General features: G+C 50.0%; 20 protein-coding genes, 1 pseudogene and 1 other annotated feature (1 of these 22 running past the window's edge). Of the genes and pseudogenes, 16 read left to right on the forward strand and 5 right to left on the reverse strand.

Features of this window, described 5'->3' with window-relative positions; translation table 11 throughout:
- Positions 1-24, forward strand: a sequence feature (Trp leader region) (it extends 70 nt beyond the left edge of the window).
- 21 nt (positions 25-45) lie between these two features.
- The 8 genes from trpE to ACJHYD_RS14905 all read left to right on the forward strand — a co-directional run bounded on the left by trpE (position 46) and on the right by ACJHYD_RS14905 (position 8,274).
- Positions 46-1,608, forward strand: coding sequence for an anthranilate synthase component I (trpE, locus tag ACJHYD_RS14870; protein WP_001551009.1), 1,563 nt, complete (start codon positions 46-48; stop codon positions 1,606-1,608).
- Positions 1,608-3,203 carry a bifunctional anthranilate synthase glutamate amidotransferase component TrpG/anthranilate phosphoribosyltransferase TrpD gene (trpD, locus tag ACJHYD_RS14875; protein ID WP_000763524.1) on the forward strand — a complete coding sequence of 532 codons (1,596 nt, stop codon included), beginning with the start codon at positions 1,608-1,610 and terminating at the stop codon, positions 3,201-3,203. The genes trpE and trpD overlap by 1 nt, the downstream gene beginning before the upstream one ends.
- Positions 3,204-4,565 carry a bifunctional indole-3-glycerol-phosphate synthase TrpC/phosphoribosylanthranilate isomerase TrpF gene (gene trpCF / locus ACJHYD_RS14880; protein ID WP_023063657.1) on the forward strand — a complete coding sequence of 454 codons (1,362 nt, stop codon included), beginning with the start codon at positions 3,204-3,206 and terminating at the stop codon, positions 4,563-4,565.
- 11 nt (positions 4,566-4,576) lie between these two features.
- Positions 4,577-5,770: a tryptophan synthase subunit beta gene (gene trpB, locus ACJHYD_RS14885; RefSeq protein WP_000209513.1), complete on the forward strand. Its 1,194-nt coding sequence runs from the start codon at positions 4,577-4,579 to the stop codon at positions 5,768-5,770.
- Complete coding sequence (gene trpA, locus ACJHYD_RS14890; protein ID WP_000443071.1) at positions 5,770-6,576, forward strand: tryptophan synthase subunit alpha; 807 nt, start codon at positions 5,770-5,772, stop codon at positions 6,574-6,576. The genes trpB and trpA overlap by 1 nt, the downstream gene beginning before the upstream one ends.
- 380 nt (positions 6,577-6,956) lie before the next feature.
- Positions 6,957-7,136: a general stress protein gene (locus ACJHYD_RS14895; RefSeq protein ID WP_000807651.1), complete on the forward strand. Its 180-nt coding sequence runs from the start codon at positions 6,957-6,959 to the stop codon at positions 7,134-7,136.
- Between the two features lie 85 nt (positions 7,137-7,221).
- Positions 7,222-7,722, forward strand: a complete 501-nt coding sequence (locus ACJHYD_RS14900; protein ID WP_001056491.1) for a ferritin-like domain-containing protein — start codon at positions 7,222-7,224, stop codon at positions 7,720-7,722.
- A 45-nt stretch (positions 7,723-7,767) separates the two neighbouring features.
- Positions 7,768-8,274 carry a ferritin-like domain-containing protein gene (locus tag ACJHYD_RS14905; RefSeq protein ID WP_001079500.1) on the forward strand — a complete coding sequence of 169 codons (507 nt, stop codon included), beginning with the start codon at positions 7,768-7,770 and terminating at the stop codon, positions 8,272-8,274.
- A gap of 59 nt (positions 8,275-8,333) precedes the next feature.
- On the opposite strand, the gene ompW is transcribed toward ACJHYD_RS14905, so the two are convergent.
- Positions 8,334-8,972: an outer membrane protein OmpW gene (gene ompW / locus ACJHYD_RS14910; RefSeq protein WP_000737245.1), complete on the reverse strand. Its 639-nt coding sequence runs from the start codon at positions 8,970-8,972 to the stop codon at positions 8,334-8,336.
- Between the two features lie 239 nt (positions 8,973-9,211).
- Between ompW and ACJHYD_RS14915 the strand changes: the two are divergent.
- From ACJHYD_RS14915 to yciA, 4 genes and pseudogenes are all read left to right on the forward strand, one after another.
- Positions 9,212-9,301 (forward strand): annotated as a pseudogene (locus ACJHYD_RS14915) (YkgJ family cysteine cluster protein); the annotation flags it as partial.
- 27 nt (positions 9,302-9,328) lie between these two features.
- Positions 9,329-10,072 (forward strand): YciC family protein, encoded by a 744-nt coding sequence (locus tag ACJHYD_RS14920; RefSeq protein WP_001541851.1) that lies wholly within the window; start codon positions 9,329-9,331, stop codon positions 10,070-10,072.
- Positions 10,073-10,101: 29 nt separating this feature from the next.
- Positions 10,102-10,641: a septation protein A gene (locus tag ACJHYD_RS14925; RefSeq protein ID WP_001551005.1), complete on the forward strand. Its 540-nt coding sequence runs from the start codon at positions 10,102-10,104 to the stop codon at positions 10,639-10,641.
- A gap of 104 nt (positions 10,642-10,745) precedes the next feature.
- Positions 10,746-11,144 carry an acyl-CoA thioester hydrolase YciA gene (gene yciA, locus ACJHYD_RS14930; protein ID WP_000108160.1) on the forward strand — a complete coding sequence of 133 codons (399 nt, stop codon included), beginning with the start codon at positions 10,746-10,748 and terminating at the stop codon, positions 11,142-11,144.
- 39 nt (positions 11,145-11,183) lie between these two features.
- On the opposite strand, the gene tonB is transcribed toward yciA, so the two are convergent.
- Positions 11,184-11,903, reverse strand: a complete 720-nt coding sequence (gene tonB / locus ACJHYD_RS14935) for a TonB system transport protein TonB (RefSeq protein ID WP_000171276.1) — start codon at positions 11,901-11,903, stop codon at positions 11,184-11,186.
- Positions 11,904-12,126: 223 nt separating this feature from the next.
- On the opposite strand from tonB, the gene ACJHYD_RS14940 reads away from it, so the two are divergent.
- Entirely contained in the window at positions 12,127-12,423 is a 297-nt protein-coding gene (locus ACJHYD_RS14940; protein WP_000967595.1) for a YciI family protein, read from the forward strand.
- Positions 12,424-12,723: 300 nt separating this feature from the next.
- The gene (gene kch, locus ACJHYD_RS14945; protein ID WP_000020078.1) at positions 12,724-13,977 is read left to right on the forward strand and encodes a voltage-gated potassium channel protein; all 1,254 of its coding nucleotides are present in this window, start codon (positions 12,724-12,726) and stop codon (positions 13,975-13,977) included.
- A 54-nt stretch (positions 13,978-14,031) separates the two neighbouring features.
- Here kch and ACJHYD_RS14950 read toward each other — a convergent pair whose 3' ends face one another.
- Positions 14,032-14,205, reverse strand: coding sequence for a YciY family protein (locus ACJHYD_RS14950; protein WP_001309467.1), 174 nt, complete (start codon positions 14,203-14,205; stop codon positions 14,032-14,034).
- Positions 14,206-14,347: 142 nt separating this feature from the next.
- Between ACJHYD_RS14950 and cls the strand changes: the two genes are divergently transcribed.
- Positions 14,348-15,808, forward strand: coding sequence for a cardiolipin synthase (cls, locus tag ACJHYD_RS14955; protein ID WP_000214516.1), 1,461 nt, complete (start codon positions 14,348-14,350; stop codon positions 15,806-15,808).
- Positions 15,809-15,842: 34 nt separating this feature from the next.
- Positions 15,843-16,172, forward strand: a complete 330-nt coding sequence (locus tag ACJHYD_RS14960; RefSeq protein WP_000366959.1) for an HI1450 family dsDNA-mimic protein — start codon at positions 15,843-15,845, stop codon at positions 16,170-16,172.
- Between the two features lie 52 nt (positions 16,173-16,224).
- Here the strand turns inward: ACJHYD_RS14960 and oppF are convergent, their stop codons facing one another.
- Positions 16,225-17,229 (reverse strand): murein tripeptide/oligopeptide ABC transporter ATP-binding protein OppF, encoded by a 1,005-nt coding sequence (gene oppF / locus ACJHYD_RS14965; RefSeq protein WP_001551001.1) that lies wholly within the window; start codon positions 17,227-17,229, stop codon positions 16,225-16,227.
- Positions 17,226-18,239, reverse strand: coding sequence for a murein tripeptide/oligopeptide ABC transporter ATP-binding protein OppD (gene oppD / locus ACJHYD_RS14970; RefSeq protein ID WP_000110945.1), 1,014 nt, complete (start codon positions 18,237-18,239; stop codon positions 17,226-17,228). The genes oppF and oppD overlap by 4 nt, the downstream gene beginning before the upstream one ends.
- Positions 18,240-18,241: the final 2 nt, after the last annotated feature.

The following is an 18,241-nucleotide window of genomic DNA, read 5'->3' on the forward strand; positions in this document are numbered from 1 at the left end:
CGCCTAATGAGCGGGCTTTTTTTTGAACAAAATTAGAGAATAACAATGCAAACACAAAAACCGACTCTCGAACTGCTAACCTGCGAAGGCACTTATCGCGACAACCCGACTGCGCTTTTTCACCAGTTGTGTGGGAATCGTCCAGCAACGCTGCTGCTGGAATCCGCAGATATCGACAGCAAAGATGATTTAAAAAGCCTGCTGCTGATAGACAGTGCGCTGCGCATTACAGCATTAGGTGACACTGTCACAATTCAGGCACTTTCCGGCAATGGCGAAGCCCTGCTGGCACTACTGGATAACGCCCTGCCTGCGGGTGTGGAAAGTGAACAATCACCAAACTGCCGTGTGCTGCGCTTCCCCCCTGTCAGTCCACTGCTGGATGAAGACGCCCGCTTATGCTCCCTTTCTGTTTTTGACGCTTTCCGTTTATTGCAGAATCTGTTGAATGTACCGAAGGAAGAACGAGAAGCCATGTTCTTCGGCGGCCTGTTCTCTTATGACCTTGTGGCGGGATTTGAAGATTTACCGCAACTGGCAGCGGAAAATAACTGTCCTGATTTCTGCTTTTATCTCGCAGAAACGCTGATGGTGATTGACCATCAGAAAAAAAGCACCCGCATTCAGGCCAGCCTGTTTGCTCCGAATGAAGAAGAAAAACAACGTCTCACTGCTCGCCTGAACGATCTTCGCCAGCAGCTGACCGAAGCCGCGCCACCGCTGCCGGTGGTTTCCGTGCCGCATATGCGTTGTGAATGTAATCAGAGCGATGAAGAGTTCGGTGGCGTAGTGCGTTTGTTGCAAAAAGCGATTCGCGCTGGAGAAATTTTCCAGGTGGTGCCATCTCGCCGTTTCTCTCTGCCCTGCCCGTCACCGCTGGCGGCCTATTACGTGCTGAAAAAGAGTAATCCCAGCCCGTACATGTTTTTTATGCAGGATAATGATTTCACCCTGTTTGGCGCGTCGCCGGAAAGTTCGCTCAAGTATGACGCCACCAGCCGCCAGATTGAGATCTACCCGATTGCCGGAACACGCCCGCGCGGTCGTCGCGCCGATGGCTCGCTGGACAGAGACCTCGACAGCCGCATCGAACTGGAAATGCGTACCGATCATAAAGAGCTTTCTGAACATCTGATGCTGGTGGATCTCGCCCGTAATGATCTGGCACGCATTTGCACCCCCGGCAGCCGCTACGTCGCCGATCTCACCAAAGTTGACCGTTACTCTTACGTGATGCACCTGGTCTCCCGCGTGGTCGGTGAGCTGCGCCACGATCTCGACGCCCTGCACGCTTACCGCGCCTGTATGAATATGGGGACGTTAAGCGGTGCGCCGAAAGTACGCGCTATGCAGTTAATTGCCGAGGCGGAAGGTCGTCGCCGCGGCAGCTACGGCGGCGCGGTAGGTTATTTCACCGCGCATGGCGATCTCGACACCTGCATTGTGATCCGCTCGGCGCTGGTGGAAAACGGTATCGCCACCGTGCAAGCCGGTGCTGGCGTGGTACTTGATTCTGTTCCGCAGTCGGAAGCCGACGAAACCCGTAATAAAGCCCGCGCTGTACTGCGCGCTATTGCCACCGCGCATCATGCACAGGAGACGTTCTGATGGCTGACATTCTGCTGCTCGATAATATCGACTCTTTTACTTACAACCTGGCAGATCAGTTGCGCAGCAATGGTCATAACGTGGTGATTTACCGCAACCATATTCCGGCGCAGACCTTAATTGAACGCCTGGCGACAATGAGCAATCCGGTGCTGATGCTTTCTCCTGGCCCCGGTGTGCCAAGTGAAGCCGGTTGTATGCCGGAACTCCTCACCCGCCTGCGCGGCAAGCTGCCAATTATTGGCATTTGCCTCGGTCATCAGGCGATTGTCGAAGCTTATGGGGGGTATGTCGGTCAAGCGGGCGAAATTCTTCACGGTAAAGCCTCCAGCATTGAACATGACGGTCAGGCGATGTTTGCCGGATTAACAAACCCGCTGCCAGTGGCGCGTTATCACTCGCTGGTTGGCAGTAACATTCCGGCCGGTTTAACCATCAACGCCCATTTTAATGGCATGGTGATGGCGGTGCGTCACGATGCAGATCGCGTTTGTGGATTCCAGTTCCATCCGGAATCCATTCTTACTACCCAGGGCGCTCGCCTGCTGGAACAAACATTGGCCTGGGCGCAGCAGAAACTGGAACCGACTAACACGCTGCAACCGATTCTGGAAAAACTGTATCAGGCGCAGACGCTTAGCCAGCAAGAAAGCCACCAGCTGTTTTCAGCGGTGGTGCGTGGCGAGCTGAAGCCAGAACAGCTCGCGGCGGCGCTGGTGAGCATGAAAATTCGCGGCGAGCACCCGAACGAAATCGCCGGGGCAGCAACTGCCCTTCTGGAAAATGCTGCGCCATTCCCGCGCCCGGATTATCTGTTTGCCGATATCGTCGGCACCGGTGGTGACGGCAGCAACAGTATCAATATTTCTACCGCCAGTGCGTTTGTCGCCGCGGCCTGTGGGCTGAAAGTGGCGAAACACGGCAACCGTAGTGTCTCCAGTAAATCCGGTTCGTCGGATCTGCTGGCGGCATTCGGTATTAATCTTGATATGAACGCCGATAAATCGCGCCAGGCGCTGGATGAGTTAGGCGTCTGTTTCCTCTTTGCGCCGAAATATCACACCGGATTTCGCCACGCGATGCCGGTTCGCCAGCAACTGAAAACCCGCACCCTGTTCAACGTGCTGGGGCCACTGATTAACCCGGCGCATCCTCCGCTGGCGTTAATTGGTGTTTATAGTCCGGAACTGGTGCTACCGATTGCCGAAACCTTGCGCGTGCTGGGGTATCAACGCGCGGCAGTGGTGCACAGCGGCGGGATGGATGAAGTTTCATTACACGCGCCGACAATCGTTGCCGAACTGCATGACGGCGAAATTAAGAGCTATCAATTGACCGCTGAAGATTTTGGCCTGACCCCCTACCACCAGGAGCAACTGGCAGGTGGAACACCGGAAGAAAACCGTGACATTTTAACACGCTTGTTACAAGGTAAAGGCGACGCCGCCCATGAAGCAGCCGTCGCGGCGAATGTCGCCATGTTAATGCGCCTGCATGGCCATGAAGATCTGCAAGCCAATGCGCAAACTGTTCTTGAGGTACTGCGCAGTGGTTCCGCTTACGACAGAGTCACCGCACTGGCGGCACGAGGGTAAATGATGCAAACCGTTTTAGCGAAAATCGTCGCAGACAAGGCGATTTGGGTAGAAACCCGCAAACAGCAGCAACCGCTGGCCAGTTTTCAGAATGAGATTCAGCCGAGCACGCGACATTTTTATGATGCGCTACAGGGTGCACGCACGGCGTTTATTCTTGAGTGCAAGAAAGCCTCGCCGTCAAAAGGCGTGATCCGTGATGATTTCGATCCGGCACGCATTGCCGCCATTTATAAACATTACGCTTCGGCAATTTCGGTGCTGACTGATGAGAAATATTTTCAGGGGAGCTTTGATTTCCTCCCAATCGTCAGCCAAATCGCCCCGCAGCCGATTTTATGTAAAGACTTCATTATCGACCCTTACCAGATCTATCTGGCGCGCTATTACCAGGCCGATGCCTGCTTATTAATGCTTTCAGTACTGGATGACGAACAATATCGCCACCTTGCCGCCGTCGCCCACAGTCTGGAGATGGGCGTGCTTACCGAAGTCAGTAATGAAGAGGAACTGGAGCGCGCCATTGCATTGGGGGCAAAGGTCGTTGGCATCAACAACCGCGATCTACGTGATTTGTCGATTGATCTCAACCGTACCCGCGAGCTTGCGCCGAAACTGGGGCACAACGTGACGGTAATCAGCGAATCCGGCATCAATACTTACGCTCAGGTGCGCGAGTTAAGCCACTTCGCTAACGGTTTTCTGATTGGTTCGGCGTTGATGGCCCATGACGATTTGAACGCCGCCGTGCGCCGGGTGTTGCTGGGTGAGAATAAAGTATGTGGCCTGACGCGTGGGCAAGATGCTAGAGCCGCTTATGACGCGGGCGCGATTTACGGTGGGTTGATTTTTGTTACAACGTCACCGCGTTGCGTCAACGTTGAACAGGCGCAGGAAGTGATGGCTGCGGCACCGTTGCAGTATGTTGGCGTGTTCCGCAATCACGATATTGCCGATGTGGTGGACAAAGCTAAGGTGTTATCGCTGGCGGCAGTGCAACTGCATGGTAATGAAGATCAGCTGTATATCGATACGCTGCGTGAAGCTCTGCCAGCACACGTTGCCATCTGGAAAGCATTAAGCGTCGGTGAAACCCTGCCCGCCCGCGAGCTTCAGCACGTTGATAAATATGTTTTAGACAACGGCCAGGGTGGAAGCGGTCAACGTTTCGACTGGTCACTGTTAAACGGTCAATCGCTTGGCAACGTTCTGCTGGCGGGGGGCTTAGGCGCAGATAACTGCGTGGAAGCGGCACAAACCGGCTGCGCCGGACTTGATTTTAATTCTGCTGTAGAGTCGCAACCGGGCATCAAAGACGCACGTCTTTTGGCCTCGGTTTTCCAGACGCTGCGCGCATATTAAGGAAAGGAACAATGACAACATTACTTAACCCGTATTTTGGTGAGTTTGGCGGCATGTACGTGCCACAAATCCTGATGCCTGCTCTGCGCCAGCTGGAAGAAGCTTTTGTCAGCGCGCAAAAAGATCCTGAATTTCAGGCTCAGTTCAACGACCTGCTGAAAAACTATGCCGGGCGTCCAACCGCACTCACCAAATGCCAGAACATTACGGCTGGCACTAACACCACGCTGTATCTCAAGCGCGAAGATTTGCTGCACGGCGGCGCGCATAAAACCAACCAGGTGCTCGGCCAGGCTTTGCTGGCGAAGCGGATGGGTAAAACGGAAATCATCGCCGAAACCGGAGCCGGTCAGCATGGCGTGGCGTCGGCCCTTGCCAGCGCCCTGCTCGGCCTGAAATGTCGCATTTATATGGGTGCCAAAGACGTCGAGCGCCAGTCGCCTAACGTTTTTCGTATGCGCTTAATGGGTGCGGAAGTGATCCCGGTGCATAGCGGTTCCGCGACGCTGAAAGATGCCTGTAATGAGGCGCTACGCGACTGGTCCGGCAGTTATGAAACCGCGCACTATATGCTGGGCACCGCGGCTGGCCCGCATCCTTACCCGACCATTGTGCGTGAGTTTCAGCGGATGATTGGCGAAGAAACGAAAGCGCAGATTCTGGAAAGAGAAGGTCGCCTGCCGGATGCGGTTATCGCCTGTGTTGGCGGCGGTTCGAATGCCATCGGCATGTTTGCTGATTTCATCAACGAAACCGACGTCGGCCTGATTGGTGTGGAGCCTGGCGGTCACGGTATCGAAACTGGCGAGCACGGCGCACCGTTAAAACATGGTCGTGTGGGCATCTATTTCGGTATGAAAGCGCCGATGATGCAAACCGAAGACGGGCAGATTGAAGAATCTTACTCCATCTCCGCCGGACTGGATTTCCCGTCTGTCGGCCCACAACACGCGTATCTTAACAGCACTGGACGCGCTGATTACGTGTCAATTACCGATGATGAAGCACTGGAAGCCTTCAAAACGCTCTGCCTGCACGAAGGGATCATCCCGGCGCTGGAGTCCTCCCACGCCCTGGCCCATGCGCTGAAAATGATGCGCGAAAACCCGGAAAAAGAGCAGCTACTGGTGGTTAACCTTTCCGGTCGCGGCGATAAAGACATCTTCACCGTTCACGATATTTTGAAAGCTCGAGGGGAAATCTGATGGAACGCTACGAATCTCTGTTTGCCCAGTTGAAGGAGCGCAAAGAAGGCGCATTCGTTCCTTTCGTCACGCTCGGTGATCCGGGCATTGAGCAGTCGCTGAAAATTATCGACACGCTAATTGAAGCCGGTGCTGACGCGCTGGAGTTAGGTATCCCCTTCTCCGACCCACTGGCGGATGGCCCGACGATTCAAAACGCCACACTGCGTGCCTTTGCGGCAGGTGTGACCCCGGCACAGTGCTTTGAGATGCTGGCACTGATTCGCCAGAAGCACCCGACCATTCCCATCGGCCTTTTGATGTATGCCAACCTGGTGTTTAACAAAGGCATTGATGAGTTTTATGCCCAGTGCGAGAAAGTCGGCGTCGATTCGGTGCTGGTTGCCGATGTGCCAGTGGAAGAGTCCGCGCCCTTCCGCCAGGCCGCGTTGCGTCATAATGTCGCACCTATCTTTATTTGCCCGCCGAATGCCGACGATGATTTGCTGCGCCAGATAGCCTCCTACGGTCGTGGATACACCTATTTATTGTCACGTGCGGGCGTGACCGGCGCAGAAAACCGCGCCGCGTTACCCCTCAATCATCTGGTCACGAAGCTGAAAGAATACAATGCTGCGCCTCCATTGCAGGGCTTTGGTATTTCCGCCCCGGATCAGGTAAAAGCAGCGATTGATGCAGGAGCTGCGGGCGCGATTTCTGGTTCGGCCATCGTTAAAATCATCGAGCAACATATTAATGAGCCAGAGAAAATGCTGGCGGCACTGAAAGCTTTTGTACAACCGATGAAAGCGGCGACGCGCAGCTAATCCCACAGCCGCCAGTTCCGCTGGCGGCATTTTAACTGTCTTTAACGAAGCTGGAAAAATCCTAAATTCATTTATTATTTATCTTTTTACCGTTTCGCTTACCCCTGTCGAACGTAAACTTACGTCTTTTTTCAGCCCAACAGTAATATAATCAAACAAATTAATCCCGCAACATAACACCAGTAAAGTCAATAATTTTCTCTAAGTCACTTATTCCTCAGGCAATTGTTAATATATCCAGAATGTTCCTCATAATATATTTTCCCTCTTTCTTCTCGTTGCGCTTAATTTGACTAATTTTCATTAGCGACTAATTTTAATGAGTGTCGACACACAACACTCATATTAATGAAACAATGCAACGCAACGGGAGAAATAACATGGCCGAACATCGTGGTGGTTCAGGAAATTTCGCCGAAGACCGTGAAAAGGCATCCGACGCTGGCCGTAAAGGCGGTCAGCATAGCGGCGGTAATTTTAAAAATGATCCGCAACGCGCATCTGAAGCGGGTAAAAAAGGCGGTCAACAAAGCGGTGGTAATAAATCAGGCAAATCCTGATTCACCGTTAATTATTAATATCAGCTGATAAAGATAATTGCATCTGCGGGCCGTATGGCTCGCAGTGATTTCACTGGAGAAAAATATGAATATGAAGACCATTGAAGATGTATTTATTCACCTGCTTTCAGATACCTACAGCGCAGAAAAACAATTAACCCGGGCACTGGCAAAACTCGCAAGAGCAACATCAAACGAAAAATTAAGTCAGGCTTTTCATGCGCACCTCGAGGAAACTCATGGACAGATTGAACGTATTGATCAAGTTGTGGAATCTGAATCGAACCTGAAAATTAAGCGCATGAAATGTGTGGCAATGGAAGGTCTCATTGAAGAAGCTAATGAGGTTATCGAAAGCACCGAGAAAAACGAAGTGCGTGATGCCGCACTGATTGCCGCAGCGCAGAAAGTCGAGCACTATGAGATCGCCAGTTACGGGACATTAGCGACGCTGGCTGAACAATTAGGTTACCGTAAAGCAGCGAAGCTTCTGAAAGAAACTCTTGAAGAAGAAAAGGCCACCGACATCAAACTGACTGATCTGGCACTTAATAACGTAAATAAGAAAGCCGAAAATAAAGCCTGAAATATGAACTTTAACTTTTAGTCATTTTATAAAGAGGACATTTTCATGAATCGTATTGAACATTATCATGACTGGTTACGTGACGCCCACGCAATGGAAAAGCAAGCCGAATCTATGCTTGAATCCATGGCTAGTCGTATAGATAATTATCCTGAACTACGCGCTCGTATTGAACAACATCTTAGTGAAACCAAAAACCAGATTGTTCAACTGGAAACTATTCTTGATCGTAATGACATTTCACGTTCAGTCATTAAAGATTCCATGAGTAAAATGGCTGCGCTTGGGCAGTCAATCGGTGGTATATTCCCTTCTGATGAAATAGTCAAAGGCTCTATTAGCGGATATGTCTTCGAGCAATTTGAAATCGCCTGTTACACCTCACTATTAGCAGCAGCAAAAAATGCCGGTGATACAGCTTCAATTCCAACCATCGAAGCGATTTTAAATGAGGAAAAAGAAATGGCCGACTGGCTGATTCAGCATATTCCGCAAACAACTGAGAAATTTTTAATTCGCTCTGAAACTGATGGCGTAGAAGCGAAGAAATAATACCCTTTATACCATGTCCTTATTGACCCCGTATATTACGGGGTCGTTTTTGTGCGGAATTAAAAACGATATCCTGCTGAGAACATAAACACCCACGGATCGAGGCGTACGCTATCGTGTTGCTGTGCACCGCCCAGTTTATAATTGGCGGTGGTATCAATATCCATGTACCACACTGACATGTTAACCAACCAGTCACGGTTAATCAGATAATCAACCCCCACCTGCCCGGCAGCTCCCCAGGAGTCTTTAAGACTGAGATCGGAAAGCCCCGCCTCTTTGCCATGATCGTTAAATCCATTATCAAAGAAGGTGGTGTAGTTAATACCTGCACCAACGTAAGGACGGAATTTGCTGCTGGCATCACCAAAATACCACTGCGCCATCAGTGTTGGCGGCAGATGATGAACGGTTGCAATATCGCCGGTCGCCCGGGTGCCGATTTTATGGCGGAACGGCGTCGCTGCCAGCAATTCCACACCAATGTTATCGGTCGCCATATAAGTAAACGTCAGGCCCAGTTGCGTGTTATTGGTCACGCTGAATCCACCCAGACTTCCTAACGTACCACCAGCACCTTCTGTTGGACGTACGGTTGCAGACCCTGCACGCATAAAAAATTCGCCTGCTTCATGCGCATAGGCACTGCCAGAGAGAAGAGTTGTTACTGCCAAAGCCGCCACTGTTAACTTTTTCATATCCGCTCCGTCGTTATGGTTATAAAAACGTGACGAATATACCTACATTGGAGTAACAAATGATCCTACATAGATCACATTACATATGATAATTCACCATTTATTGATCTGGATTAATTTAGAAGTTGCATTGAGAATCCTGGTTAATGTGATTTAAATCAATTTTTAAATATTTTCGCTACGCAAATATTAACTCGTTCGCCACTTGCCGCGGTTTGCCCACGCCTGAAGGCCAGCAATTACCTCCGCTTTACAAAGATATGCTTTTCCATACAAGACCTGATGCTGCCACCCGAGGCTTAACCAGGGTACAATTGCCCGCTAATTAACACCTGCATAAAACTCAAGGAGAGTGCATGTCTATCACGGCGCAGTCCGTATACCGTGACACCGGAAATTTCTTCCGTAATCAATTTATGACCATTCTGTTGGTATCGTTGCTATGTGCGTTTATCACAGTGGTGTTAGGGCATGTTTTCTCACCCAGTGATGCACAGCTTGCGCAGCTCAATGACGGCGTGCCCGTTAGCGGCAGTAGTGGGTTGTTCGACCTGGTTCAGAATATGTCACCGGAACAGCAACAAATTTTGCTGCAGGCTTCAGCGGCGTCCACTTTTTCAGGATTAATCGGTAACGCCATTCTCGCCGGAGGCGTAATATTAATTATCCAGCTGGTGTCTGCGGGTCAGAGAGTCAGTACGCTGCGAGCTATTGGTGCCAGTGCGCCGATATTGCCAAAGTTATTTATTCTGATTTTTCTGACTACCCTTTTAGTACAGATTGGCATCATGCTGGTGGTCGTTCCGGGAATTATCATGGCCATTTTACTGGCCCTGGCACCGGTGATGTTGGTACAGGACAAAATGGGCGTTTTTGCCTCGATGCGTAGCAGTATGCGGCTGACTTGGGCGAATATGCGTCTGGTGGCACCCGCAGTACTGAGCTGGTTGCTGGCAAAAACACTGTTGCTGCTTTTTGCCTCTTCTTTTGCCGCATTAACCCCGGAAATTGGTGCCGTACTTGCGAACACCTTGAGCAACCTGATTTCAGCCATACTGCTCATCTATCTGTTCCGCCTGTATATGTTGATTCGCCAATAACCTTAAGCATTTGATTACGGAATCGTAAAATGAAGCAGTTTCTTGATTTTTTACCGCTGGTTGTCTTTTTCGCGTTTTACAAGATTTATGACATCTATGCGGCTACTGCGGCGCTGATCGTCGCCACGGCGCTTGTGCTTATATATAGCTGGGTTCGCTTTCGTAAGGTTGAGAAGATGGCCCTGATCACTTTTGTTCTGGTGGTCGTCTTCGGTGGCTTGACCCTGTTCTTCCACAATGATGAGTTTATTAAATGGAAGGTTACTGTCATTTATGCCCTGTTTGCGGGTGCCCTGTTAGTCAGCCAATGGGTGATGAAAAAGCCGCTAATTCAGCGGATGCTGGGTAAAGAACTCACGCTGCCGCAACCGGTATGGTCGAAGCTGAATCTGGCCTGGGCTGTTTTCTTTATCCTTTGCGGTCTGGCAAACATCTACATCGCATTCTGGCTGCCGCAAAATATTTGGGTCAACTTTAAAGTCTTTGGCCTGACCGCCCTTACCTTAATCTTCACATTGTTAAGCGGTATCTATATCTACCGCCACATGCCGCAGGAAGATAAATCCTAACCAGACTGCCAGTCCTTCGGGGCTGGCGCTGTATCTCCTCTGTTCTCCTCAGGAAAATCATAGTAGCATCGCGCCTGTGATTTTCCTTTTAAGTCGGTTTTACCATGTCTACAACACATAACGTCCCTCAGGGCGATCTTGTTTTACGTACTTTAGCCATGCCCGCCGATACCAATGCCAATGGTGACATCTTTGGTGGTTGGTTAATGTCACAAATGGATATTGGCGGCGCTATTCTGGCGAAAGAAATTGCCCACGGTCGCGTAGTGACCGTGCGGGTTGAAGGAATGACTTTCTTACGACCGGTTGCGGTCGGCGATGTGGTGTGCTGCTATGCACGCTGTGTCCAGAAAGGGACGACATCGGTTAGCATTAATATTGAAGTGTGGGTGAAAAAAGTCGCGTCTGAACCCATTGGGCAACGCTATAAAGCGACAGAAGCATTATTTAAGTATGTCGCGGTTGATCCTGAAGGAAAACCTCGCGCCTTACCTGTTGAGTAATAATCAAAAGCCTCCGGTCGGAGGCTTTTGACTTTATGCTTACTGAATTTCGGTGGTGCCGTTAATTTTAAACAGGATATTCACCACAATCCCACTGCCTGGCTTACCCGGCTCATAACGCCATCTGCGCATCGCATTTTTCACCTCACGCTCAAACATATTCGCAGGCTTGGCTGAGAGGATTTGTACGTTATCCACGCGACCATCCGGCGTGACGTCAAATTTAACTTTAACCTGCCCTTCAATGCGCAATGCCTGTGCTCGTGCCGGATACTGCGGCTGATTACGGCTTAATGCGCGTGGTCCTGAAGCCACACTGGTAACCGGCTTGCTGGTTGCAGCCGTCGCCGTACTTGATGTCGGGCGCGCGGGCGCCGTATTTTCAAACGGTGATGCCGGACGCGACTCTACGGGTTTGACATCGCGTTTTGGCTGTTCCTGTACCTTTTTCACCGGCTTCGGTTTTGGCTTAGGTTTCGGCTTCGGCTTTTCAATGACCACCGGTGCTTCTTTTGGCGGTTCGGGGATCGGCTCAGGTTCCGGTTCTGGCTCTACCACCGGCTCCGGTGGCGGCTGAACGGCTTGTGGCGGTTCGAGATCCGCAGGCGCAACCATCGTGACAGAAATTGGCTGCGCAGGCGCAGGTAGTTCAATAACCTGATGTACCGAGGTATAGAGCAGACCCGCCACAACAGCACCATGAATGCAGACCGAAAGTAACGTCGGCCAGGGGAAGCGGCGAGGTAAATCAAGGGTCATTGAAGTCATAATCATTTCAGTAGAAAAACCAGGCCTCGATTTTAAATGCAAATAGCAATCATATTCAATAAGGCAAGACGATCAGGATCAGTGAAAATGTCATTTTTGGCGTAATTGACCTTACTTTATGCATGGTCTTAACAAAGACATCATCTTTCCGTTGCAGATCTTCGCCCTTTCAAATAACGTACTTTACAACTTTCCCGAACAAGGAGTTGTGCCCGTGTTGTATGTTATTTACGCTCAAGACAAAGCTGATAGCCTCGAAAAACGCCTTTCCGTTCGTCCGGCACATTTAGCACGTTTACAGTTACTGCATGATGAAGGTCGTTTGTTGACAGCTGGTCCAATGCCAGCGGTAGACAGTAACGATCCAGGGGCTGCGGGATTTACTGGCTCAACCGTTATTGCTGAATTTGAATCGCTGGAAGCAGCTCAGGCCTGGGCCGATGCTGACCCGTACGTAGCGGCAGGAGTCTATGAACACGTTTCAGTGAAACCATTTAAGAAAGTGTTCTGAATAGAGATTCAATATTTAAGGGCACGGTTTTTGCAACCGTGTTCTTGTTTGGCCTTTCCTTATAGGTCGGTCAGTGCATTCACCCCCACAAGCAGATAATAACTTTATCTGTATTTCTTTATATGATGTAAGCATATTCAGGAAAAATGCCCTTTCCTGACGCAGAGTTGCTCACTCAAAACCTTTGATTACTGCGGATAAAGTCATCTACTATTGTTTAACACATTCACGCGCTGCATGTATGTTCAGAAAATGTGCACGCTCAGATAATTAAACAAAATTGTGGTTACAGAGGTATCAGTGAGTCACTGGGCTACATTCAAACAAACAGCAACTAATTTATGGGTGACCCTACGGCACGACATTCTCGCGCTGGCCGTCTTTTTAAATGGATTGCTTATTTTTAAAACAATCTATGGTATGTCGGTCAATTTGCTAGATATTTTCCATATCAAAGCATTTTCAGAGTTGGATCTCTCCTTGCTGGCAAACGCCCCACTCTTTATGCTCGGCGTCTTTCTTGTCCTGAACTCCATTGGCTTACTGTTCCGGGCAAAGCTCGCATGGGCAATCAGTATCATTTTGTTGTTGATAGCGCTAATTTACACCCTGCATTTTTATCCCTGGCTGAAATTTAGTATTGGATTTTGCATTTTTACGCTGGTGTTTTTGCTGATACTGCGCAAAGACTTCTCCCACAGTAGCGCCGCAGCCGGGACAATTTTCGCATTTATTAGTTTCACGACGTTACTGTTTTACTCCACCTACGGTGCGCTTTATTTAAGCGAAGGTTTTAATCCGCGAATAGAAAGTTTGATGACCGCGTTCTATTTTTCGATAGAAACCATGTCAACCGTCGGCTATGGCGATATTGTCCCTGTTTCTGAATCAGCACGATTGTTCACTATTTCGGTCATTATTTCCGGCATTACCGTTTTTGCCACCTCTATGACCTCAATTTTTGGTCCGCTTATCCGCGGGGGATTCAACAAACTTGTAAAAGGAAACAATCATACAATGCATCGTAAAGATCATTTTATTGTTTGCGGACATTCGATTCTCGCCATCAATACGATCCTGCAACTGAATCAACGCGGACAAAACGTAACGGTTATCAGCAACTTGCCTGAAGATGATATCAAGCAACTTGAGCAACGCTTAGGCGATAACGCTGATGTTATCCCCGGTGACAGTAATGACAGTTCAGTCTTGAAGAAAGCGGGAATCGATCGTTGCCGGGCCATTCTGGCGCTGAGTGATAACGATGCAGATAACGCGTTTGTTGTACTCTCGGCAAAAGATATGAGCAGTGATGTCAAAACAGTTCTCGCCGTCAGTGATAGCAAAAACCTGAATAAGATTAAGATGGTACATCCGGATATCATTCTCTCGCCGCAACTGTTTGGCAGCGAAATTCTGGCGCGAGTTTTAAATGGTGAAGAGATTAATAATGATATGCTCGTTTCAATGTTGTTGAACTCCGGTCATGGCATTTTCAGCGATAACGATGAACAAGAAACGAAAGCTGACAGTAAAGAATCGGCGCAAAAATAGAGTTTAAAGACGGAAGAGTAAACTTATTGGGCACCGCAATGGTGCCCAGTACATTTAGATATTGTAGATCGCAAACAATAACGAGTTACGCTGTTTGTTTAGAATGCACTTCCTGATGCTGTGGATACGCATATTTCGGCGCGATTGCCCCTCAAGCCAACGCGATTTACGTCGGCTAGCCTGACGCTGCATGCGCCAGCGCCCCACTTCCGTTCTACTCCGCTTCATGTTAACTACTCTATGCAATAACAGAATGGTCATTATACCCCCGCCCCCGACGCTGACCAGTGCTTTTCCCGCGTTTTTATTTGCCAGATGAATCCATATGCGTAAACTCATAACAATGCGCTTTCAAAAGGATTTCTAATCTATGACAACCGTTTATACGTTGGTGAGTTGGTTGGCCATTCTGGGATACTGGTTGCTCATTGCAGGCGTAACTTTACGCATTCTAATGAAACGACGCGCAGTTCCCTCCGCGATGGCCTGGCTGTTGATTATTTACATTCTGCCGTTAGTCGGAATTATTGCCTATCTTGCCGTTGGCGAGCTCCATTTAGGCAAACGCCGCGCTGAGCGCGCCAGAGCGATGTGGCCTTCCACCGCAAAATGGCTTAACGACCTTAAAGCCTGTAAGCATATCTTCGCCGAAGAAAATAGCAGTGTCGCTGCGCCATTATTCAAGCTTTGCGAGCGTCGTCAGGGGATCGCAGGGGTCAAAGGGAATCAGCTACAACTGATGACCGAGTCAGATGATGTGATGCAGGCGTTAATCCGCGACATCCAGCTCGCGCGCCATAATATTGAGATGGTGTTTTATATCTGGCAGCCCGGCGGCATGGCGGACCAGGTGGCTGAATCATTAATGGCCGCTGCGCGACGCGGCATTCACTGCCGATTGATGCTCGACTCCGCCGGGAGTGTGGCTTTTTTCCGCAGCCCCTGGCCCGAGCTAATGCGTAATGCCGGTATTGAAGTGGTCGAAGCCTTAAAGGTCAATCTGATGCGTGTGTTTTTACGCCGTATGGACCTGCGCCAACATCGCAAGATGATCATGATCGATAATTACATCGCGTACACCGGCAGCATGAATATGGTCGACCCTCGCTACTTCAAACAAGATGCGGGCGTAGGGCAATGGATTGATCTGATGGCGCGTATGGAAGGTCCCATCGCTACCGCGATGGGGATTATTTATTCCTGCGACTGGGAAATTGAAACCGGGAAACGTATTCTGCCGCCACCACCAGATGTCAATATTATGCCGTTTGAGCAGGCCAGCGGTCACACCATTCACACAATTGCTTCTGGCCCCGGCTTTCCGGAAGATCTCATTCACCAGGCATTACTGACTGCGGCTTATTCGGCACGTGAATATTTGATCATGACGACGCCCTACTTTGTGCCCAGCGATGATTTACTTCATGCGATTTGCACGGCGGCGCAGCGCGGGGTGGATGTCAGTATTATCCTTCCGCGAAAAAATGATTCAATGCTGGTTGGCTGGGCCAGTCGCGCGTTCTTTACGGAACTGCTGGCTGCTGGGGTTAAAATTTATCAGTTTGAAGGCGGGTTATTGCATACCAAGAGCGTGCTGGTCGATGGCGAATTAAGTCTGGTTGGTACCGTTAACCTTGATATGCGTAGTCTGTGGCTGAATTTCGAGATTACCCTGGCAATCGACGATAAAGGGTTTGGTGCTGACCTCGCCGCCGTTCAGGACGATTATATTTCGCGTTCTCGTCTGCTCGATGCCCGTTTATGGCTAAAACGTCCATTATGGCAACGTGTCGCCGAGCGACTGTTTTACTTCTTCAGCCCGTTGCTGTAAAACGTCGCCAACAGAGGTTAAACAGGTAGTGACTATGGATATGGATCTAAACAATCGCCTGACTGAAGATGAAACGCTTGAGCAGGCCTACGATATTTTTCTCGAACTGGCTGCCGACAATCTCGATCCAGCTGATGTTCTGCTGTTCAATCTTCAGTTTGAAGAGCGCGGCGGCGCGGAGTTATTCGATCCGGCAGAAGACTGGCAGGAACATGTTGATTTCGATTTGAACCCGGACTTTTTTGCCGAAGTGGTGATTGGTCTGGCGGACAGTGAAGATGGTGAAATCAACGATGTTTTCGCCCGCATTCTGTTATGCCGCGAAAAAGATCACAAACTGTGCCATATCATCTGGCGGGAATAAATAATCGCTTTCGGCGTGAAAAAGGGCTGACAACTGTCAGCCCTTATTGTGTTTAAAGCGGATCGACTTTCAGGCAAGAAACGGCGTGTCTGAAACTCCCCTCCAGAACAGGACGTGTTTTGGCGCACTCCGGACCGGCAATCGGGCAACGGGTACGGAAAACACAACCGGAAGGCGGGTTGATCGGCGACGGTAATTCCCCTTCCAGTAACTGGAAGGTTTTGTTCTTCTCCAGATCCGGATCAGGTATGGGGACTGCCGACATCAATGCCCGGGTGTAAGGATGTAGTGGATTGTGGTAGACCTCATCATAGTTCCCCAGTTCTACCGCATGGCCGAGATACATCACCAGCACACGATCGGAAATGTGTTTTACCACGGCCAGGTCGTGAGCGATAAAAATTAATGACAATCCCATCTCGCGTTGCAGCTGCTGGAGCAGGTTGACCACCTGCGCCTGAATTGACACGTCCAGCGCCGACACCGGCTCATCACAGATAATCAGCTTCGGTTCAAGAATAAGAGCACGAGCAATCCCGATACGCTGGCACTGCCCACCAGAGAACTCATGCGGATAGCGGTTAATCAGGTTAGGCAATAACCCGACTTTCAGCATCATCGCCTTCACGCGCTCGCGAACTTCCTGGCGTGACATTTTCGGATGATAAGTACGCAGTGGTTCAGCGATGATCTCGCCGATGGTCATACGCGGGTTAAGCGATGCCAACGGATCCTGGAAAATCATCTGAATATCACTGCGAACGGCACGCCATTCATCGGGCTTCATGCCCAGCAACTCTTTACCTAACCAGGCAACATGACCGTCGGTCGCCTTGACCAAACCGATGATGGCGCGAGCAAAGGTGGACTTACCGCATCCCGATTCCCCTACCACACCTAAAGTTTCCCCTTCATACAGGCGAAGAGTGACACCATCGACGGCTTTGAGCGTTTTCGGCGGTTGCCAGAACCACTGTTTGCCATCTTTGATTTCAAAGTGCACTTTCAGATCGGCGATTTCAAGGAGGACTTTTCTTCCTTCAGTTACAGCATTCATAACAGTTCCTCCACCGGTTTAAAGCAAGCACGCAGACGGCCAGGCGTAAACTCTTCCAGCGGCGGTGCGCTACTACAAATTTCCATCGCATGCGGACAACGTGGCTGGAACGGGCAACCTTTCGGTAATCGCAGCAAGTTTGGCGGATTACCCGGGATGGTCAACATTGTTTCACCTTCCGCATCAAGACGCGGCACCGCGTTGAGCAAACCGATAGAATAAGGATGAACGGGTTGATAAAAGACATCGCGCGCATTGCCATATTCCATCGTGCGCCCGGCGTACATTACCAGCACTTTGTCGCAGATCCCCGCCACCACGCCAAGATCGTGGGTGATCATAATGATGGCGGTATTAAATTCCCGCTTCAGTTCATTTAATAGCGTCATGATCTGTGCCTGTACGGTGACGTCCAGCGCAGTAGTGGGTTCATCCGCAATCAGCAGCTTAGGTCGACATAGCAATGCCATCGCAATCATGACTCGCTGACGCATGCCGCCAGAAAATTCGTGCGGGTACATTTTCATGCGTTTACGCGCTTCCGGCATTTTTACCGCATCGAGCATCCGCACCGACTCTTCAAACGCCTCAGCTTTGCTCATGTTCTTATGCAGCATCAGCACTTCCATCAACTGCTCACCGACACGCATATAGGGATTCAACGAAGTCATTGGGTCCTGAAAAATCATTGAGATTTGTTCAGCGCGCAGTTTATTGAGTTCATGCTCTGGCAAATTGAGGATTTCACGCCCATTGAAGGTTGCCGATCCGCCAATACGTCCGTTGGCAGCCAACAGGCCCATCAACGCAAATGCAGTTTGCGATTTACCCGAACCAGACTCACCTACAATGCCCAGCGTTTCTCCGGCACGTAGGGAAAAATTCAAATCATTGACCGCCGTGACGTCGCCGTCCGGGGTACTAAAGGTGACACGCAAATCTTTCACGTTCAGCAGTGCGTCAGCCTGTTGTTGTGCGAGCGGCACAGTTGCAGTTTCAATTACGCTCATGG

This window comes from Escherichia sp. WS1368, assembly GCF_046487485.1.
In the GTDB taxonomy this organism is placed as follows: domain Bacteria; phylum Pseudomonadota; class Gammaproteobacteria; order Enterobacterales; family Enterobacteriaceae; genus Escherichia; species Escherichia coli.